The 17,876-nt window shown below is 57.6% G+C and carries 18 protein-coding genes; 9 read left to right on the top strand and 9 right to left on the bottom strand.

The window, feature by feature from the left end; translation table 11 throughout:
* Nucleotides 1-9 precede the first annotated feature (9 nt).
* Nucleotides 10-1,800: an AMP-dependent synthetase/ligase gene (locus tag FHR98_RS07925; protein ID WP_183416121.1), complete on the bottom strand. Its 1,791-nt coding sequence runs from the start codon at nucleotides 1,798-1,800 to the stop codon at nucleotides 10-12.
* 151 nt (nucleotides 1,801-1,951) lie between these two features.
* On the opposite strand from FHR98_RS07925, the gene FHR98_RS07920 reads away from it, so the two are divergent.
* The 6 genes from FHR98_RS07920 to FHR98_RS07895 all read left to right on the top strand — a co-directional run bounded on the left by FHR98_RS07920 (nucleotide 1,952) and on the right by FHR98_RS07895 (nucleotide 9,141).
* Complete coding sequence (locus FHR98_RS07920) at nucleotides 1,952-3,748, top strand: M3 family oligoendopeptidase (protein WP_183416120.1); 1,797 nt, start codon at nucleotides 1,952-1,954, stop codon at nucleotides 3,746-3,748.
* Between the two features lie 225 nt (nucleotides 3,749-3,973).
* Nucleotides 3,974-6,016, top strand: coding sequence for an elongation factor G (locus FHR98_RS07915; protein ID WP_183416119.1), 2,043 nt, complete (start codon nucleotides 3,974-3,976; stop codon nucleotides 6,014-6,016).
* 95 nt (nucleotides 6,017-6,111) lie between these two features.
* Complete coding sequence (locus tag FHR98_RS07910; protein WP_183416118.1) at nucleotides 6,112-6,900, top strand: 2-keto-4-pentenoate hydratase; 789 nt, start codon at nucleotides 6,112-6,114, stop codon at nucleotides 6,898-6,900.
* A 154-nt stretch (nucleotides 6,901-7,054) separates the two neighbouring features.
* Nucleotides 7,055-8,047 (top strand): protein-methionine-sulfoxide reductase catalytic subunit MsrP, encoded by a 993-nt coding sequence (gene msrP / locus FHR98_RS07905; protein ID WP_183416117.1) that lies wholly within the window; start codon nucleotides 7,055-7,057, stop codon nucleotides 8,045-8,047.
* A gap of 58 nt (nucleotides 8,048-8,105) precedes the next feature.
* The gene (locus FHR98_RS07900) at nucleotides 8,106-8,795 is read left to right on the top strand and encodes a pentapeptide repeat-containing protein (RefSeq protein ID WP_183416116.1); all 690 of its coding nucleotides are present in this window, start codon (nucleotides 8,106-8,108) and stop codon (nucleotides 8,793-8,795) included.
* A gap of 55 nt (nucleotides 8,796-8,850) precedes the next feature.
* Nucleotides 8,851-9,141 carry a DUF1330 domain-containing protein gene (locus tag FHR98_RS07895; protein ID WP_183416115.1) on the top strand — a complete coding sequence of 97 codons (291 nt, stop codon included), beginning with the start codon at nucleotides 8,851-8,853 and terminating at the stop codon, nucleotides 9,139-9,141.
* Nucleotides 9,142-9,198: 57 nt separating this feature from the next.
* Here FHR98_RS07895 and FHR98_RS07890 read toward each other — a convergent pair whose 3' ends face one another.
* From FHR98_RS07890 to FHR98_RS07870, 5 genes are all read right to left on the bottom strand, one after another.
* A complete protein-coding gene (locus tag FHR98_RS07890) occupies nucleotides 9,199-9,519 on the bottom strand; it encodes a hypothetical protein (RefSeq protein WP_183416114.1) in 321 nt (106 codons plus the stop codon).
* Between the two features lie 377 nt (nucleotides 9,520-9,896).
* On the bottom strand, nucleotides 9,897-10,787 hold the full coding sequence (locus FHR98_RS07885) for a LysR family transcriptional regulator (protein WP_183416113.1): 891 nt from the start codon (nucleotides 10,785-10,787) through the stop codon (nucleotides 9,897-9,899).
* A 90-nt stretch (nucleotides 10,788-10,877) separates the two neighbouring features.
* Complete coding sequence (locus FHR98_RS07880) at nucleotides 10,878-11,690, bottom strand: alpha/beta fold hydrolase (protein ID WP_183416112.1); 813 nt, start codon at nucleotides 11,688-11,690, stop codon at nucleotides 10,878-10,880.
* 34 nt (nucleotides 11,691-11,724) lie between these two features.
* Nucleotides 11,725-13,026: an O-acetylhomoserine aminocarboxypropyltransferase gene (locus FHR98_RS07875; protein WP_183416111.1), complete on the bottom strand. Its 1,302-nt coding sequence runs from the start codon at nucleotides 13,024-13,026 to the stop codon at nucleotides 11,725-11,727.
* Between the two features lie 461 nt (nucleotides 13,027-13,487).
* The gene (locus FHR98_RS07870) at nucleotides 13,488-14,270 is read right to left on the bottom strand and encodes a 3-hydroxybutyrate dehydrogenase (protein ID WP_183416110.1); all 783 of its coding nucleotides are present in this window, start codon (nucleotides 14,268-14,270) and stop codon (nucleotides 13,488-13,490) included.
* 141 nt (nucleotides 14,271-14,411) lie between these two features.
* Here FHR98_RS07870 and FHR98_RS07865 point away from each other — a divergent pair, with 141 nt between their 5' ends.
* Entirely contained in the window at nucleotides 14,412-14,666 is a 255-nt protein-coding gene (locus FHR98_RS07865; RefSeq protein ID WP_221205778.1) for a DUF2897 family protein, read from the top strand.
* On the opposite strand, the gene FHR98_RS07860 is transcribed toward FHR98_RS07865, so the two are convergent.
* On the bottom strand, nucleotides 14,663-14,845 hold the full coding sequence (locus FHR98_RS07860; protein ID WP_183416109.1) for a DUF1192 domain-containing protein: 183 nt from the start codon (nucleotides 14,843-14,845) through the stop codon (nucleotides 14,663-14,665). The genes FHR98_RS07865 and FHR98_RS07860 overlap by 4 nt on opposite strands.
* 118 nt (nucleotides 14,846-14,963) lie before the next feature.
* Here FHR98_RS07860 and FHR98_RS07855 point away from each other — a divergent pair, with 118 nt between their 5' ends.
* Together FHR98_RS07855 and FHR98_RS07850 are read left to right on the top strand one after the other, a co-directional pair.
* Entirely contained in the window at nucleotides 14,964-15,980 is a 1,017-nt protein-coding gene (locus FHR98_RS07855; RefSeq protein ID WP_221205777.1) for an NAD(P)H-quinone oxidoreductase, read from the top strand.
* Nucleotides 15,981-16,110: 130 nt separating this feature from the next.
* Nucleotides 16,111-16,722 (top strand): DUF1013 domain-containing protein, encoded by a 612-nt coding sequence (locus FHR98_RS07850; protein ID WP_183416108.1) that lies wholly within the window; start codon nucleotides 16,111-16,113, stop codon nucleotides 16,720-16,722.
* Nucleotides 16,723-16,729: 7 nt separating this feature from the next.
* On the opposite strand, the gene FHR98_RS07845 is transcribed toward FHR98_RS07850, so the two are convergent.
* Both FHR98_RS07845 and FHR98_RS07840 read right to left on the bottom strand, forming a co-directional pair.
* Complete coding sequence (locus FHR98_RS07845) at nucleotides 16,730-17,362, bottom strand: lipocalin family protein (protein ID WP_183416107.1); 633 nt, start codon at nucleotides 17,360-17,362, stop codon at nucleotides 16,730-16,732.
* A complete protein-coding gene (locus FHR98_RS07840) occupies nucleotides 17,359-17,835 on the bottom strand; it encodes a VOC family protein (RefSeq protein WP_246377578.1) in 477 nt (158 codons plus the stop codon). The genes FHR98_RS07845 and FHR98_RS07840 overlap by 4 nt, the downstream gene beginning before the upstream one ends.
* Between the last annotated feature and the right edge of the window lie 41 nt (nucleotides 17,836-17,876).

Raw genomic sequence — 17,876 nt, 5'->3', positions numbered from 1 at the left:
GACCTTGTATTAGGCCTTGTACAAGCTGTCCATCAAGGCGCCGTAGTGTAGCTTGATGACGTGACGTCGGATCTTCAACGTCGGCGTCATCATTTGATTCTCGACGCTGAAGGCTTCGTCCGCGATTTGGAATCGCCGGACCTTTTCCAGCAATGAGAGAGATTTGTTGACCCTTTCGATGGCAGCATTTATCGCTTTGCGGAAATCCTGGTCGTCGCGCAGTATCGACAGATCGCTGGATTTGCCGTTTTCACGGGTCCATTCGCCCAACCAATCGGGATCAGGCACCAACAGGGCGACGAGATGCGGTTTCTTGTCGCCAAAAGCCATGGCCTGACTAATTTCGGGCTGCAGCGTCAAGAAACCCTCGACACGTGCGGGCGATACATTGTCGCCGCCGGAAAGTACGATGATGTCTTTCTTGCGGTCGGTAATTTCCAAATAGCCGTCTTCGTCCAAGCGGCCGATATCACCGGTATGCAGCCAACCGTCCTGGATAACACGCGCCGTGGCTTCTTCGTCGCGCCAGTATCCGCGCATGACCAGCTCGCCGCGGACCAGGATTTCACCGTCAGCAGCTATTTTCACATCAACGTCGGTCAAAGCCGGGCCTACCGTGTGTATCTTGATGCAGCTCGGCGGGTTGGCGCATATGACGGGCGAGGCTTCGGTCTGCCCGTAGCCTTGAAGCAATCGTAGACCGAGCGCAATGAAGAAGGTGCCGATGTCCGGGTTGAGCGCTGCGCCACCCGAGACAAATGCCTTCAACCGGCCGCCGAACCGGAGGGCCACCTTCCGACGGACCAGCCGATCGGCGATCACATCCTTGATACGGTCGAGCAACGTTAGACTGATAGGGTCGCGGTAACGCTTGATACCGATTTCCACAGCCATGTCGAAGAGCTTCTTCTTCAACCCACCCTGCTTGTTGATGCCACGCTGGATGCGTTGATGCATCGACTCATAAAGGCGGGGAACGGCGGTCATGATCGTCGGGCGTACTTCGGCCAGATTGGTCAGCAGCTGTTCAACGCTTTCGGCGTAATAGATCTCCGCGCCTATAGACATGGGAAAGTACTGACCGGCGGTGTGCTCATAGGAATGGGAGAGGGGCAGGAAAGACAAAAAGACTTCCCGGCCCAAGCCGAATTCCTCCAACAAATGATAAGCGCCCATACAATTGCAGAGGATGTTGCCGTGGCTGAGCATCACGCCCTTGGGCGTGCCGCCGGTTCCGGATGTGTAAATGAAACAGCAGACGTCCTCGCGTTTGGCTCGGCGGACAATATCCATCACATCGTCCGGTAATTCCTTCCCGCGGCTCATGACATCGTCCCACTGATGGATGTCGAGAGTCGAAGATTGGTCGATGCCGGGATCTTCGATCGCGACGACGAAACGGCATTCCGGTGCTTTGATCGCAGCCGGAAGCAGCCGACTGGCCAAGGCATTATTCGAAACGATGGCACCAATGGACTGGCTGTGATTCAGGATATGCTGGTTGTCGGTTTCGGTGTTGGTGGTATAGGCCGGCACGGTGATCGCGCCCGCCGATACAATTGCCAGGTCGGCAATGAACCAGTTTGGCGAATTCTCCGCCACCAGCGTCACGCGGTCGCCGGGTTTGACGCCAAGGTCCCGCAGGCCGCGCGACAACGCCTTGACCCGCTCGGCGACCTCCCGCCAACTCAACGCTTGGTACGTCCCATCAACTTTCTGCCAGAGAAAAGGATTGTCCCCTTCGGACTCTACCTGATGATAGAACAGCGCCGATAGGCTAGGCCAAGCTTTGTAATCCATGGGCAGTCCCCCGTTTCTTTCCCCAATGTCGGCTCCATAGTAGCCGAAATTTCATAGTCTTTTTGTTCTGGTTTGTCCGATACGCTTGGCGAAAGGACAAATGCCACCTATATCGTCCAACGTTAGCCAACATCTCGCCGAGGTATGACCTTTGTCCCAAGACAACGCCGAACGCTCCGCCGACCAGCTTCCCACCTGGAATCTCGATCATCTCTATCCTGGCCCCGACTCGCAAGCAGTCAAACAGGATTGTTCGGATGCTGCGGCGAAGGCCAAGGCTTTTCGCCAGGACTACGAAGGTAAATTAGCGGGATTGAGCGGCTCGGAACTTGCAGCAGCCATCTCGGACTATGAAGCGATTGAGGAGACACTCGGCCGTTTGATGAGCTACGCACAGTTGCGCCATAGCACAGATATGACTGATGCAAAGGTTGGGCGTTTCCACCAAAGCATTCAGGAGACGGTCACTGGAATCTCTGCGCAGTTGATTTTCTTCACGCTGGAGTTGAACCGGCTTGATGACCTGGACTTGGCCGAGAAGCTGAAGGACAGTGATCTGGCGCGGTATCGCCCTTGGTTGGAGGAGCAGCGTGCTTTCCGGCCTTACCAGTTAAGCGAGGACCTAGAGCGCATTTTGCATGAAAAGCATGTCACGGGCCGCGCTGCCTGGAATCGCTTGTTCGATGAGACCATGGCAGCCCTTAAGTTCCCGTTGAACGGCGAAGAACTGACCGAGGCGCAGATTCTCAACAAACTGACCGATCGCGATGAGAATACGCGCAAGGCTGCGGCGAAGTCGTTGGCATCGGTGCTGAAGCAGAACCTCAGACTTTTCACGCAGATCACAAATACCCTGGCCAAGGACAAAGCGATCGAGGATTCCTGGCGCAAGTTTCAAAAGCCGGTGTCGTCGCGCAATCTGGCGAACGTTGTCGAGGACGAGGTTGTCGAATCGCTCGTGGAGGCAGTTCGTTCGGCCTATCCGCGCTTGTCGCATCGCTATTATGCCCTGAAGGCTAAGTGGTTCGGACGCGAGAAGTTGGAGTACTGGAACCGCAACGCACCTTTACCGCAGGCTAATGACCGCCGAATCGCCTGGGGCGAAGCCGAGAAGCATGTGCTCACGGCCTATGGAGAATTCTCGCCACGCCTAGCCGAAGTCGGCGAGCGTTTCTTTTCGCAAGGCTGGATCGATGCCGACCCACGCCCCGGAAAGGCATCGGGCGCGTTCTCGCATCCCACCGTTCCGGGAGCACATCCCTATATCCTGATGAACTACCAGGGGCGCGTGCGCGACGTTATGACCCTGGCCCATGAGCTGGGTCACGGGGTGCATCAGGTGTTGGCGGCCGATCAGGGATATTTGATGGCGAACACGCCGCTGACCTTGGCGGAAACCGCGTCAGTTTTCGGCGAAATGTTGACGTTCCAATCACTACTGCGCAGCGAAAGCGATCCCACCCGGCGCAAGATCATGCTCGCCGGGAAAGTGGAGGATATGTTGAACACAGTCGTGCGTCAGATTTCCTTTCATGAGTTCGAAACGATCGTTCATGACAAGCGACGCGAGGGCGAGTTGCTTCCCGATGAGCTCTGCGACATTTGGATGCAAACCCAGCAGGCCAGTTTGGGGCCGTCGCTGTCGTTCGACGACGACTACAGAACCTTCTGGTCGTATATCCCGCATTTTGTGCATGTGCCCTTCTACGTGTACGCCTATGCGTTCGGCGATTGCCTGGTGAACTCGCTATACGCCGTTTATCAGGAAGCCGAGGCGGGCTTCGCCGAAAAGTACCTCGAAATGCTGGCCGCTGGTGGCAGTAAGCGTCACAAGGAGCTATTGGCGCCCTTCAATCTGGATGCCTCGGATCCGGCCTTTTGGGGTAAGGGGTTGTCCGTCATCGAATCGATGATTGATGAACTGGAGCGGCTGGACACGTCAATGTGACCCGCGCAGGGAACAAGGGTTTCACGGAAGCGCAGTAGAATCAATTCGACCGGTGCCCTAACCAGCGTCGGGTGCGGGATGCTTGCGTGTGCTGGGCAAATTGCTCAGACTGAATCCTGTAAAACGATACAAGACGCCGCGTACGGGGGCAGTCCGCCTCCGCGATATCCTTCGCGTAGGGCGGGTGCGCACTCGTTAGAGCGAGCGCAGCACAGGGAGGATGTCATGCCGAATAGCGAGTCGCCTGGAAAAGCCCAATCGGGGCCGCGTTGCGCGGCCATTGTCGGATCTTATGGCAGCGGTAAGACCACGCTGCTCGAATCTCTGCTTCATGCCGCTGGCGCCATACCGCGCCGGGGTTCGGTCAAAGATGGCGCCACGGTCGGCGATGCGTCCGCAGAAGCGCGATCGCACGGCATGTCCACAGAGCTCAATTTCGCGCATTGCAGTTTCTTGGGAGAGACGTGGCACCTGATCGATGCGCCCGGCTCGGTAGAGTTGCTGGAGCTATCGTATCAAGCTCTGCTGGTTGCAGATGTCGTGGTTGTCGTGACGGAACCCAATCTTGATCGCCTGGCTATCCTCGCACCGCTCTTCAAGTTCATGGACAGCCACAACATTCCGCATGTTGTTTATGTCAACAAGATGGATAAGTCCGATTTGCGCGCGCGCGACCTAATGGCTGGATTGCAAGAGGTTTCCGAAAAACCGCTCGTATTGCGCCAAGTTCCAATTCGTGACGGCGAAGCCGTTACCGGCTTTGTCGATCTTGTCAGTGAACGCGCTTACGCTTATCGCGAAGGCCAGCCTTCGGATCTGATCGAGATGCCCGATGAGATGCGTGACCGCGAGGGCGAAGCCCGTCAAGAGCTATTGGAATCACTGGCCGATTTTGACGATGACCTGCTTGAACAGTTGCTTGAAGACAAGATTCCGGCGACCCAGGAGGTTTATCAACAGTTAGCCGCTGATCTGCGCCAGGATCTGATTGTTCCGGTTTTCCTGGGGTCGGCGGAGCGGGAGAACGGTGTAACCCGGCTTTGGAAAGCCTTGCGGCATGAAGCGCCGGAGGCGGCAACCACGGCCAAGCGCCTGTCGTTGGAAGGCAAGGGCTCTTATCTTGCCAGTGTCTTGGCGACGCAGCACCATCCGCATACAGGGAAACTCAGCATGGCCAGGGTCTGGCGCGGCCCGCTGGCAGAAGGCGCGAATGTCGTTGGTGAGCGTCTGTCCGGACTTTACCGGGTCATGGGGGGAGAAACCGAAAAGCTGGCGCGGGCCGAAAGTGGCGACTTGGTTGCGTTGGGTCGCCGAGACAACCTTGTGACCGGCGCGTTATTCGACGAAACCAACATCACCTATCCGGATGTGTTAAAGCCGGAATCTCCCGAGCCGGTCTACGCCGTGGCCGTTGAGCCGGAGAACCGTCAGGATGAGGTGAAGTTGACAGCTGGCTTGGCGAAGTTGGCTGAGGAGGACCCCTCGATCAGCAGCATCATGCGTGAGGATACGGGGCAGTTGCTGTTGCGCGGCCAGGGCGAGGTGCATCTGAAGCTAGCCGTTGAGCGTCTCAAGAATAAGTTCAATGTCGCCGTTCGTACCGACAGACCGCAAACCGGCTACAAGGAGACCATTCGCAGATCGGCCGATCATCATTCGCGCTATAAGCGCCAGAGTGGCGGCCACGGGCAGTTTGCCGACATAAAGATTCGGATCAAGCCACGCGAGCGGGGTAGCGGTTTCCAGTTCAGCGATAGCGTTGTCGGTGGATCGGTGCCGCGCAACTACATCCCGGCGGTTGAATCAGGCGTTCGGGAATCCCTGGTCCGCGGTCCCCTGGGCTTTCAGGTGGTCGATCTGGAAGTTGAACTCTACGACGGCCAACACCATTCGGTAGATAGCTCCGATCAGGCTTTCAAGATTTGCGGGCGTCAGGCAATAACCGACGCGCTCGTCGAGTGTGATCCCGTGCTCCTGGAGCCAATACACCTCGTGACCATCTCTGTTCCGCAAAGCTTCACCAACCGTATTCATGGGCTGATAAGCAGCCGTCGAGGCCAGATTCTGGGGTTTGACGGTAAGGCGGGTTGGACGGGTTGGGATGATCATCAGGCCTACATGCCGGAATCCGAACTTCAGGATCTCATCATAGAGTTGCGGAGCTTGACCCAGGGTACCGCCTATTTTACCGCTGTCTTTGATCACCTGCAGGAACTTCAAGGCAGATTGGCAGATCAGGTGGTTCAGGCTCGCCAGGCGGCACAATAGGCAAGATCGGTAGGCAAGACGCCTTAAAGCGGGTTAACTGGCGCAGGAACATCAAGCACCTGATCGGTGCTGGCTAGATAAAGAGGACTGGCGGCATGCAGCAGGCGGCGATCCAGCGCTGTGTTGAAATGTTGACGGGCGCACGGCGCGACCGTCAGCCCTTGGCGGAGCTCCCGGCGGATATCCGACCCGCTGACCTGGCCGAGGGCTATGTGGTGCAGGATGTGCTGTTGGCCGTGCAAAACGCAAAGGCCTGCGGTTACAAGATCGCAGCGACTTCAGCCGTCGCGCAGACGCTGCTTGGGGTGGATGGCCCATTCTTCGGTCGCCTGTTGGAAGAAGCCTATCATGACAGTCCGGCCCATCTACCGGCGGACAGGTTTTTGTTCCGCCTTATAGAGCCGGAGTTTGCGTTCATTCTCGCGGAGGACCTGCCGCCCCGAGGCGCCGACTACAGCAGCGACGAGGTTAGCCAAGCCGTCGCAAGCTTGCATCCGGCTTTCGAGATCGTCAGCAGCAGCTTCGGTAGGGACTGGACAAAACGTGGCGCACCTTCGCTGGCGGCGGACAACGCCGTACATGGTGCATTCGTCTTGGGGCTGGGAACGGAGGATTGGCGCCATCTCGACCTAGCAAATCTAGAGGTGCGATTAACCGTCGATGGAGAGGCCTTCAGCAGCGGTCGCGGGGAGGCTGTCCTCGGCCATCCGCTCAGGGCGCTCACATGGTTGGCTAACGATCTAACACGGCGTGGGCGTGGATTACAGGCAGGGGAGACGGTAACCACGGGTCTGGTTACCGCAAAGTTTGCCTTGCTCGAAGCTGGGCAAGGTTGCCGGGCGGACTTTGGTCCCTTGGGTGAGGTAACCCTCGCTTTTGAGTGATTCAGCGGGAAAGCGGTTCGCCTGAACGTTCAGCGTCTCGCGCTGATCATTGTATGGTCGCGTTCTTGTGACCAAATGTAATCTATGTAGTAGTTGTATTCTTGTCCTGGCAGACAATGATTCATGGTTAGGAATCACCAGGAGGAACGGTTAAATGCCGATTATCAAACGACGCGGTTGGGCCCTGCCCGAGTCCGCTGTGACGCCGGAACGCCTCTTTCATCAGCGACGCAGGTTCGTCGCAGGGCTGGCGGCCGGCCCGATTCTGATGTCGGCCGGTGCTTTGCTGGCGGGTTGCGAGGAGCAGGACATCAAGACAGCCAGCGCCGAGACAACGGACGATCCAAGCGCCAAGCTGTATCCGGTTGAGCGGAATACGACCTACAAGGCAGAGCGACCCTTGACCGATGAGCGGCTGGCCACGACCTACAACAACTACTACGAGTTCGGATCTTCAAAGAATATCTGGCAGCGCGCCCAGGATCTGCCAATCAGACCCTGGACGGTTCGGATCGATGGGATGGTTGAGCAGCCCTTCGAAATTGATATAGATGACCTGCTGGCCAAGATGCCGCTTGAAGAGCGGGTTTATCGCCATCGTTGTGTCGAAGCTTGGTCGATGGTTGTGCCCTGGAGCGGCTTCCCGCTACGAGCCTTGGTTGACCTTGCGCGGCCTCTGTCTAGCGCCAAATATGTGAAAATGGTGTCCTTTTCAAATCCCGAGGTTGCTATTGGTCAGAAGGCGGCGTGGTATCCCTGGCCCTATGTAGAAGGGCTCACGATCGCCGAAGCGACGAACGATCTGGCCTTCATTGCAACCGGAATTTATGGGAAGCCCATGCCTAAACAGAATGGAGCCCCCTTGCGCCTGGCGGTGCCCTGGAAGTACGGCTTCAAATCGACCAAAGGAATCGTGCAGTTTGAGTTCACCGACAAACGACCCTTTAGTTTCTGGGAGAATATCCAGGCCAGCGAGTATGGCTTTTGGGCCAACGTCAATCCGGAAGTTCCTCACCCGCGTTGGAGCCAAGCCACCGAGCGCGTGTTAGGTTTGGATGAACGCGTGCCGACACAGCTTTACAATGGCTATGGCGAGTATGTTGCAGAACTCTATGATGGCCTTGAAGGTGAGAAACTCTTTATGTGAAGGGAAGTGAATGGGTCCGCTAGGAATTAGGCAAAAGCGACAGACGAACGGAAGATTGGTGACCAGGGTCCTGTTGGGCGCCTTGTTGGTTGCCGCTGCGCCTTTTGTCATGCAAGTCAAACCCTTCGCCGGCTGTAGCGACTCCCCAAGGCCTGGCGTCGATTGGACCGCCTGCTCGAAAACCCGCTTGCGTTTGGTGGGTAGTGAACTCGACAACGGAAACTTCGAGCGCGCGGATTTGAGCAGCAGCGACCTCAAGAGTGCGCAGTTAAAAGGCGCAATCTTGATTTCGGCAGATCTGTCGCGGACTCGGCTGGCCGAGGCGGAGCTGACAGGCGCCAATCTAGAGCGAGCCTATGCCGGGCGCGCGAATTTCAAGGAAGCGCATCTGCCGGGAGCAAACCTCCATAAAGCCGATTTGGCGCGGGCCGATTTTACAGGCGCCGATTTGCGTGGTGCCGACCTCACCAAAGCTGAGATGAGCCGGACCCTGTTGACGCAGGCGACTCTCGATGATGCAAAGTTCCGCAGCGCATTGCTGGTGCGCACGGATCTCCGTGGAGCGTCCTTATCGGGTGCCGATTTTTCGCAAGCGATCATGATGCTCGTGCATCTTGAGGGCGTTGACCTTTCCAAGACCCAAGGCTTGACGGCGGAGAATCTCGGGCGCTCTTGCGGGGACGACCAAACGGTCCTGCCAGCGGGCATGGTTCGCCCGACCACCTGGCCCTGCCAACCTGAGGAATAAATTACGGCAGCGGAATGAACTCTCCGGACAGCAAGGAAATGGGAGCAGACTGGATATGCCAGCCTATCTGATTGTCGATACCAAGATTACCGACCCGGAAGCCTATGAAAATTACAAGGCGCAGGCAAAACCGTTAGTCGAGAAGTACGGCGGAATCTATAAAGTACGGGGCGGTGAACTGGAGGTGTTCGAAGGAGACCTTTGGAAGCCGACACGGCTGGTAGTTATCGAGTTTCCCTCAATGGAGCAGGCGCGAACTTTCTATCATTCGCCGGACTATGCGCCGGTGAAGGCATTACGCCAGGGAGCATCGGTTTGCTCCTTGGCATTGGTTGACGGCGTATAGCGGGAACAGAAGGAGCCGAGATGACGCGGCTCCGTTCTTACATGACATCGCTGCACATCAGGCGGCCAGTGGTGCTGCCTCGGTCTTTTCGCTGACGTCGAGCTTAATGACGGGCCATCCGGCCTGTTCCATCCGCCTCGCCGATTCACGAACGGCATCGGGGTCGAAACCAGCGAGTTCGCAAACGATCCGCATGTCCTGTCCGCTCAGCAACCATGAACGCGCCTGATCACATTCGATCTTCACCGCATTGTCGGCACTCTCCGGCAATTTGCGGCAGGCGTCCTGGAAAATACGGAACAGCACTGCGCACCAAAGGCGCTTTTCGGGGGTAAGCGTTGCGGCGTCTTTAAGACCGTCTGGATCAAATCGGCTCATCTGTCACTCCATTCTCGTCGCACATCTATGCCATATTCTTGTGCTGGCGTCCCGCCACTTTTGCAGTCTCAGCCAACCTCACCGAAAAAAATGCCGGGAAACCTTTCGATTTCCCGGCAAGTTGAACAGGGAGGCTTCACGTCTGGGAGACGTAGGATTCCAAAAAGGAACCCCTTCCGGGCCAAGAGCCCGGAACTCTTTGCCGACGAGGGGACGTCGGCAAGCCGGTTGATGTTGCGACGCAACATCGATAAGCCCAAGATAATGATGGATGCCGGCTATACCACACCAAATTTAGCAGCATTGACATGCACGTGGCGCATGGCTTGGTGAAAATGCCATATAACTACTAAACAGACCCGCCTGAAATGCCGATTCTAGAACCGCTGCGCCGTTACGTGGCGTAATAGGAAGTCCCTGAAAACCTGGATTCTTTTGGAGCTGCGGAGCTCTTCAGGGTAAACGAAATAGGCGTCAATGGTGGGTCCCGTCAACTCGGGAAGAACTTGGACGAGGTCAGACGAACCCTGCGCCATGAACTCCGGCAGGGCCCCAAGACCGGCCCCGGCCTGCACTGCGCGCATCACGCCGTAGACGTTGTTCACCGTCAGCGCGGGTTTGCGAAGTTGCCCCGAGTCGTTGCCAATGCGCAGCAGCCAGTTGACATCCGGGACGGGGGGGCGGGCATCCTCGCCATAAACGACCAGTCGATGTTTATCGAGATCCTTGGCGGATGCCGGTGACGAACTTTTCTTCAGATAATGCGGCGACGCGTAGATATTGATGTGGACGGTCAGCAAGTGCCGCTGCACGAGGTCTGCCTGTCTGGGAGGGGAAAGCCGGATTGCGACGTCCGCTTCACGCATCGAAAGGTCAAGCTCCCGATCCGCTAATATCAGGTGTGTTTCAATATCCGGATACAACTCAATGAATTCGCGCATGCGTGGCGCGAGCCACGTCGATCCAAAGGCAACCGTCGTTGTGATCTTGAGCGCACCGCGCGGCCGATCCTTACTTTCAGCAAGCTGGGCCTCGACCATCGAAAGCTTTCCGAAAATTTCATGGGCCGTACGGTAAAGCAGTTCGCCCTGTTCAGTCAGAATCAAGCCGCGCGCATGCCTGTGGAACAGCGTCACATTGAGGCTGTCCTCAAGCGCGCTGATCTGGCGGCTGACCGCCGATTGACTGAGGTTAAGCTGATCACCGGCATGGGTGAAGCTGCCCGCCTCGGCAACGGCGTGAAATATTCGCAGCTTATCCCAATCCATGCGGTCCCCCAGCCGCTAGCGTGATCGAATCAGACCCTGCATTCCGAAAATGCATGGCGACTCGCAAAAGAGTTTGAAGTATAGGCAACCTCAAACTGCCTGTCTTCCTTCTTTGCTCAAGCGCGACGTGAATTGCTTCATGGCCGCCAGTGTTTCATCTGGTTTTTCCAGCATTATCATGTGCCCGCTTTCGGGAATGACGATCGCTTCCGACCGTTCCATCATTTGACTCAGCTTGAGCCCGGCTTTTGCTGGGGTCATGCGGTCTTTGTCACCCAGAACCAATAGTGTTGGGCAAGTGATGCCATCGGATTCGACCTTGTGCGAATTGCATGCGCTCAGATCTCGGAACAGGCTATCGGGGTGCGCTTGCTCCAACAAACGCTCGCCGCCCCAAACCAGGTAGAGGCCGGGAATTTTGGCGCCGCCTATATGGCCGGTTGGTCCATAACCCCAATCGGAAATCAGTGATGCCGCCTTACGGTCGTTGGCCTGAGCGGCGGCCAGCAAGTCTGGGTGAACCGGCATGCGCGGCGCTACGCCCAACAAGAGGAGGCCGGTGACTTGTTGTGGATGCCGACGTGCGGTCTCCAGGGCGATGAGCGATCCCATGGAATGGCCAACCAGGACGGCGCCGGCGACTCCGGCCGCGGTAACAAGCTGCGATACCCAGTCCGCCCAGTCACCGATACTTGTCTTGGCCTCGCCATCCGACTGACCGTGACCGGCCAGATCGGGAACCAAGACCGCGTGGCCGCGATGGGCGAAATAGCGGCTTTGCAGCGACCAAACTGTTCGATCCATGCCTGCGCCGTGCAGGAAAATCATCGCCGGCAGGTTGGGATCGAACTGGCGCCCGCCGGTGGCGGCATGAACACGGTGGCCGTCTACGGTCAGTTCCATGAGCTTACTTCCAGGTTACTAAGAGTGTTTTGTGTTAACGATCGTCGCGCTGGGAATGGCGAAGGGCGTTGCGCAAATCGTCAATGATGTCATCGGCATCTTCCAGTCCGACGGATAGCCGAACCATATCTTCCCCGACTCCGGCCTCGCGCAGGTTTTCGGTGGAAAGCTGAGAATGCGTCGTGCTTGCTGGATGAATAACCAGGGTCTTGGCATCACCCACATTGGCCAGGTGCGAGGAAAGCTGGCATCCCTCGATGAAACGGGCGCCGGCATCTCGGCCCCCCTTTACGCCAAAGGAAATGATCGAGCCCGCGCCCTTCGGCAGCAGGCGCTGCGCCAGCGCGTGGTCGGGGTGGCTCTTCAAACTGGGGTGCAACACCCAGGAAACCGCCTCATTTCCCTCCAGGAACGCCAGCACCTTTTCGGTGTTCGCCAAGTGCCGCTCCATACGGATCGAGAGAGTTTCGATACCTTGCAGGATGTAGAAAGCTGTTTGCGGGGACATGCTGGCCCCAAAATCGCGCAGGCCTTCCGAGCGCGCCCGCATCAGAAACGCTTGGGGTCCGAATTCGTCGGAAAAATCAATGCCATGGTAGCCTTCGTAGGGTTCTGTAATGGTAGGGAACTTGCCCGACCCCTCCCAATCGAAACGCCCCGAGTCAACCAACAGCCCGGCGATCGCCAATCCGTGGCCGCCCAACCACTTGGTGGCCGAATGAACCACCAGGTGAGCCCCCATCTCAACCGGGCGCAACAGGGCCGGCGTGAGAAAGGTGTTGTCGATCACCAGGGGTACTTTGGCTTTGTGGGCGATTTCGGCAACGGCCGGCAGATCAAGAATCTCCAAGCCAGGATTGCCCACAACCTCCGCGAAGATCATGCGCGTTTCCGGGCGGATGGCGGCACGGAACGCCTCTGGCTTGCGAGGGTCGACGAAGGTTGTGGTGATTCCAAAGCGCGGCAGGGTGTGCGTGAAGAGATTGACTGATCCACCGTAGAGCGAGCGCGATGAGACGATATGACCGCCTTGGCCCATCAGCGTCGCAACCGCAAGAAACAGCGCCGCGTGACCGGAGGCTGCGCCGACGGCGCCGACGCCCAGGTCAAGGGCTGCGATGCGCTCTTCCAAAACCGAAACGGTCGGATTCGATATACGGCTGTAGAGATGGCCCGCCTGTTCCAGATTGAAGAGTGCTGCGGCATGGTCGCCGCTCCGGAAAACGTAGGACGTGGTCTGGTAGATAGGGACCGCGCGTGAGCCAGTGACGGGATCCGGTTGATGTCCGGCATGTAGGGCCAGCGTATCGGGCTTCAGGAATTTCGGGTTCGTCATGGAGGACTCCAATCCGCCTCGGGTCTGAAGAAAATCATAAGGCAGAAATGCGTGAAGGGCCTGACGATCCTCATTTTGGGATCGTGGCCCTCCATCGTTCGTTGCCTCTACCTGTCCACTTGCCGGGATGGTGATGGAACGTTAAAGCGCAGACACGCGATTGGTCAAGTCGCATTTGTGTCAAAATAGTTAACAGATTGAAATACCGAAGAAAAGGGCCGTCGATTTTGTTAATCGGCGGCCCAGAGGACAGGGAGGTTTCGAAAAGAGGGAGTTAAGACCCCGGTATCCGTCCAACCGGAGTACAGCTCTACAATAATATTAAAGTCCTTAACAATTGATTAAATTTTACGCAAATAATTGCGATCTTTATTCAGGGTCGATTGTTGGACGAGTTTCCATTATTGGCGGTTTGGGCGGATCCTAGATGAGCCGCCTTCGCATTGACTTGGTAGATCCCCCTACTGGGCGGTCCAGCCACCGTCGATCGACTGTGTGGAGCCGGTGATTTGTTCGGCCGCCGACGAACAGAGGAAAGCAGCCAACGCGCCGATTTGTTGCGGTGTCACGAATTGCTTGGACGGTTGCTTGGCTTTCAACAATTCAACGGCTGCTTCATCAATGCTGCAATTCTCCTTAGCGGCAAGGGCCTCGATTTGACGCTCGACGAGGGGGGTGCGCACCCAGCCCGGGCAAATGGCATTGCAGGTGATGCCGCTGCCGGCGGTTTCCAGGGCGGTGACCTTGGTCAGTCCTACCGCGCCGTGCTTGGCTGCGACGTAGGCTGATTTGTTGGCCGACGCCACCAGACCGTGGGCCGACGCCACGTTAATGATACGGCCCCAACCCGCCTTGCGCATGAATGGAAGCGCGGCTTGCGTCGCATGGAAGATGGCGGACAGATTGATCGCGATGACGGCGTCCCAACGGTCGCGCGGGAACGCCTCTATCGTGCTTGTATGTTGAATCCCGGCATTATTGACTAGGATATCGGCGCTTCCAAAGCGTACAGCGGCGCCTTTGACCATGGCGGCGATTTCATCGGGCCGGGTCATGTCGGCGCCATCGTAGGCCACGTCGACACCTTTACTTTCGGCGAGCTCGCGGCGGGTGTCCTCTATTTCGGTTGCGTCGCCCAGCCCATTGAGCACGATACGGCAACCCTGCGCTGCCAGCGCCTCGGCGATGCCTAGGCCGATGCCGCTGGTGGAGCCCGTGACGATGGCGGTCTTACCCTGCAACATGATTTGCATTCCTTTCGTTTGCTTCGTTCCTGTATGCATTCCGCAGTGATAGCGAGGTCGCGGGCTCGGTTAAAGGGCGAAAACGAACGACAAACCTACTTGTGACTTGGCGACGGGGGTTTGAGGACGCACTATTGCCGCATGATGGATCAGCCGCTTTCCGAAACGCTTCTGGCCTGGGCCTTCATCCTTGGCTTTTACGTCTTGCCGTTGCTGCATGTGATTTTGTCACCGCGCGGCGGCGCTTGGCGTGTGGGGCCTGACACCCGTTGCCCCTTTGCGCCGCGTATCGGGTGGTTGGTCATCGTTCTGGTACTTGGGATTATCGGTTGGTTCCTCTTCATGCGCGCAACTGCGAAGCGCGGATTGGAGGAATCCGGTGGCGGGCCCGCTTAAGACTTGAAAAGGCTTTCGGCGGTACCGCGGTGGCTTTGCTTGCGATCAATAACGGCCTGAGCGCGTTCGATCTCGCTCCGCAGCCCTGCGATATAATCTTCAAGCTCGGCAACACCCATGATTTCCAAGTCTTTTAGAATGGCCTTCTTTGCGCGGGGTTCCAGGTCGTCGCTATCCATACTTTGGTTCCTCCCTGCAATGAATAACGCTGCTATTGCCAACTTATCGCCGGGGCTTGCGCCGCTGTCCGTTGGCATACTAGACCTGGGTCCAGCCGCAGCCAAGGGAGCGATGATTATGAGTGCGTCTTTACCCGGTAACCTGCCAGATGAGATGACCGTCATTGAGATCAGGGAGCCGGGTGGGCCCGAGGTCCTTATCCCGTCGCGACGACCGCTGCCGGTTCCCAAGCCGGGTGAGGTGTTGCTCCGCGTTCGTGCAGCAGGTGTCAACCGCCCCGATGTATTGCAGCGTGCCGGCAACTATCCGCCGCCGCCGGGGGCGTCCGATATACCGGGCTTGGAGATTGCCGGAGAGATCGTGGCCTTGGGTGAAGGCGTTCAGTCGCTTTCTCTTGGAAATACCGTAACCGCTTTAGTAACAGGTGGTGGCTACGCCCAGTACTGCGCAGCGCCGGTGGAGCAATGCCTGCCGATTCCAGCAGGCCTGGATTTCATTGCGGCGGCAGCCTTGCCGGAAACCTTCTTCACGGTTTGGAGCAATGTGTTCGATCGTGCTGGATTGCAGCCGGGCGAATCGCTTTTGGTGCACGGGGGATCCAGCGGTATCGGAACCACGGCCATTCAACTTGCCACGGCTTTGGGATCGCGCGTATTCGCAACAGCGGGATCCCCAGAAAAACTGGAGGCCTGTCTGCGGCTCGGCGCAGAACGCGCGATCAACTATCGGGATGACGATTTCGTTGAGGTCGTCAAGGAGGCGACGGATGGCAAGGGCGTCAACGTTATCCTCGACATGGTCGGCGGCGATTATATCGCGCGCGATATCAAAGCTTTGGCGCCGGACGGGCGGTTGGTTTTCATTGCCTTCCTGGGCGGGCCGGTGGCCGAAATTAACTTTCAATCGATCATGCTGAAGCGCTTGACGGTCACGGGATCGACTTTGCGGGCCCGCGACGTGGCTTTCAAATCAGCAATAGCCCAGGCGCTTCTCAAGCGGGTCTGGCCTTTGATCGAGGCGGGTCGGATCGCTCCGGTCATCCACAAAACCTTTTCCCTGGAGCATGCCGCAGCTGCTCATGCGTTGATGGAATCGTCCAACCATATCGGAAAGATCATGTTGGAGGTCGCATAAGGGCTTTATCCGCAGCGAGGGAGTCCGTATATTCCGCCCCAATTCCATGATTGTTTAAAAGTCACTGTCCATTCGTTGGATGGTGCAGTCGGTGGGACGTATGAGACGCCCCCCGCTAAAAGGAGGTTCTATGGCTACCCCCCTCATGCCCAAGGCAACGGCCGTATGGCTGGTTGACAACACGAAACTGAGCTTCGACCAGATCGCTGACTTCTGCGGTTTGCATGTGCTGGAGGTTCAGGGCATAGCCGACGGCGAAGTGGCCACCGGGATTCACGGCCTGGACCCTGTTGCCAACGGTCAGTTGACCAAGGAAGAGCTGGAACGCGGCGAGGCCGACGCCTCCGTGCGCCTGGAGTTGGCGAAGCAGAACCTGCCGCAGCCTGCAAAACGCACCAAGGGTCCGCGCTACACGCCGCTCGCCAAGCGCCAGGACAAGCCCGATGGCGTTGCCTGGCTGCTGCGCCATCACCCGGAGCTTTCGGATGCTCAGATCGGCAAAATGATCGGCACCACCAAAAACACCATTCATGCGGTGCGAGAGCGGTCACATTGGAACAGTGCTAACATTCGCCCGCGCGATCCGGTGCTTCTCGGCTTGTGCAGCCAGAGCGAATTGAATGCGTCGGTTGAAAAGGCCAGGAAGAGCGCGAAGGGTACCGAGCGTCAGCAGCAAAACGAGAAGGCGCAGACTCCCTTTGAGGGCGAGCAGGGCGAGCCGAGTCAAAACCCGATCGATTGATGCGAACTTAATCTTCGCAAAGTGGCACCCGAGCCTCGCCGTCCTGGCGAGGCGTCGTCAGGATACGGCAGGTATCGTATCCTGCGGCGCGGAAGTGTGCGGCGATCATCTTCAGGGTTTCGTCGGACAAACTCTCCTCGCGTGAAAGTATCCAGCCGTAATCACGCGAGGGATGCCCAACGGCGGACCATCGGTAATCGTCGTCCAGGGCGATGATGGTGTAGTCGCCCGCAGCGGGCCAGAGCCACCAGCCGAAGATTTCGACGAAGGTTACCTCCAAGGCACCACGGTTGAGCGCGCCCGTGAGACGGGCCCTGCCTTCGGCTTCCGTCCTTCCGCCGCCAGCCGTCTGACAGGCGTTGAGAACGGTGAGCCGTCCGGGCTCTTCAGCGAGCGCATAGGTCGCGGTTGCTCGGGCCACGCAGTCTTCCTGAAACCAAGCGGGAATGCTGGCGATCTCGTGCCACAAACCGAGATAGCGGCCGATCTCGAAATTGAGGATTGGATTTACGGTCTGGTCTTGCGCAGGAGCCCGAGTGGGTTCAAACAGCAGGGCAAGCCCAAGCACGGCGAGCAGGTGTGGCCATTTCCTCATACCATTAAGCTTGGCGCGATTTGCTTCAAAGTCAAAGGCGGTCATGGCCAACGATTCGCACTGTCGGGAAAGTCCTTGCGTTGCGGGTTGACGACACAGAAGCGATGCCCGCTGGGTGCCTCCAGAACAATCCAGCGCTTAATCTTGGCGATACGCTTGGCGCCGAGCGCTTCCAGACGACTTGCTTCCGCCTCTTGGTCGTCGGTTTCGATGTCGAGGTGGACCCGCGCTTCATGCTCGACCTTCTGGACCAGCACTTTGACCTCGCCATCCGGCCCGACGAGATCGACGTAGGGTCCGCTAGCATCGCCGACCTCATAACCCAGCGCCTGCGCCCAGAACTCAGCGGCCGCCGCGAGATCATCGGTTTGGCAATCAATGACCAGTGATCCCAATCTTGAACCATGCATTTTCTGCTCCTGTCGGCAAAGCTCTGTGCGGATCACAAATTTTGGCCCTTGAATGGCAAAAGGCCAAAGAAAAAGCGTCACCATGATGTCGTTCTTTGGCATTGGCATTATAACGCCTTCCTTCATACTCGACGCGATTCGCAGCATCC

Origin of the sequence: Limibacillus halophilus, from assembly GCF_014191775.1 — a bacterium.
GTDB lineage: Bacteria > Pseudomonadota > Alphaproteobacteria > Kiloniellales > CECT-8803 > Limibacillus > Limibacillus halophilus.
Note: the sequence above shows the minus strand (reverse complement) of the source record. Positions and strands in the feature narration are given on the sequence as shown.

What these genes read in the sequence shown, in the direction of transcription:
- FHR98_RS07855 (WP_221205777.1), top strand. Translation starts at nt 14,964, where the DNA reads ATGAGTGCGTCTTTACCCGGTAACCTGCCAGATGAGATGACCGTCATT.
- msrP (WP_183416117.1), top strand. Translation starts at nt 7,055, where the DNA reads ATGCCGATTATCAAACGACGCGGTTGGGCCCTGCCCGAGTCCGCTGTG.
- FHR98_RS07845 (WP_183416107.1), bottom strand. Translation starts at nt 17,362, where the DNA reads ATGACCGCCTTTGACTTTGAAGCAAATCGCGCCAAGCTTAATGGTATG.
- FHR98_RS07895 (WP_183416115.1), top strand. Translation starts at nt 8,851, where the DNA reads ATGCCAGCCTATCTGATTGTCGATACCAAGATTACCGACCCGGAAGCC.
- FHR98_RS07890 (WP_183416114.1), bottom strand. Translation starts at nt 9,519, where the DNA reads ATGAGCCGATTTGATCCAGACGGTCTTAAAGACGCCGCAACGCTTACC.
- FHR98_RS07850 (WP_183416108.1), top strand. Translation starts at nt 16,111, where the DNA reads ATGGCTACCCCCCTCATGCCCAAGGCAACGGCCGTATGGCTGGTTGAC.
- FHR98_RS07870 (WP_183416110.1), bottom strand. Translation starts at nt 14,270, where the DNA reads ATGTTGCAGGGTAAGACCGCCATCGTCACGGGCTCCACCAGCGGCATC.
- FHR98_RS07860 (WP_183416109.1), bottom strand. Translation starts at nt 14,845, where the DNA reads ATGGATAGCGACGACCTGGAACCCCGCGCAAAGAAGGCCATTCTAAAA.
- FHR98_RS07915 (WP_183416119.1), top strand. Translation starts at nt 3,974, where the DNA reads ATGCCGAATAGCGAGTCGCCTGGAAAAGCCCAATCGGGGCCGCGTTGC.
- FHR98_RS07840 (WP_246377578.1), bottom strand. Translation starts at nt 17,835, where the DNA reads ATGCCAATGCCAAAGAACGACATCATGGTGACGCTTTTTCTTTGGCCT.
- FHR98_RS07865 (WP_221205778.1), top strand. Translation starts at nt 14,412, where the DNA reads ATGATGGATCAGCCGCTTTCCGAAACGCTTCTGGCCTGGGCCTTCATC.
- FHR98_RS07885 (WP_183416113.1), bottom strand. Translation starts at nt 10,787, where the DNA reads ATGGATTGGGATAAGCTGCGAATATTTCACGCCGTTGCCGAGGCGGGC.
- FHR98_RS07875 (WP_183416111.1), bottom strand. Translation starts at nt 13,026, where the DNA reads ATGACGAACCCGAAATTCCTGAAGCCCGATACGCTGGCCCTACATGCC.
- FHR98_RS07880 (WP_183416112.1), bottom strand. Translation starts at nt 11,690, where the DNA reads ATGGAACTGACCGTAGACGGCCACCGTGTTCATGCCGCCACCGGCGGG.
- FHR98_RS07925 (WP_183416121.1), bottom strand. Translation starts at nt 1,800, where the DNA reads ATGGATTACAAAGCTTGGCCTAGCCTATCGGCGCTGTTCTATCATCAG.
- FHR98_RS07910 (WP_183416118.1), top strand. Translation starts at nt 6,112, where the DNA reads ATGCAGCAGGCGGCGATCCAGCGCTGTGTTGAAATGTTGACGGGCGCA.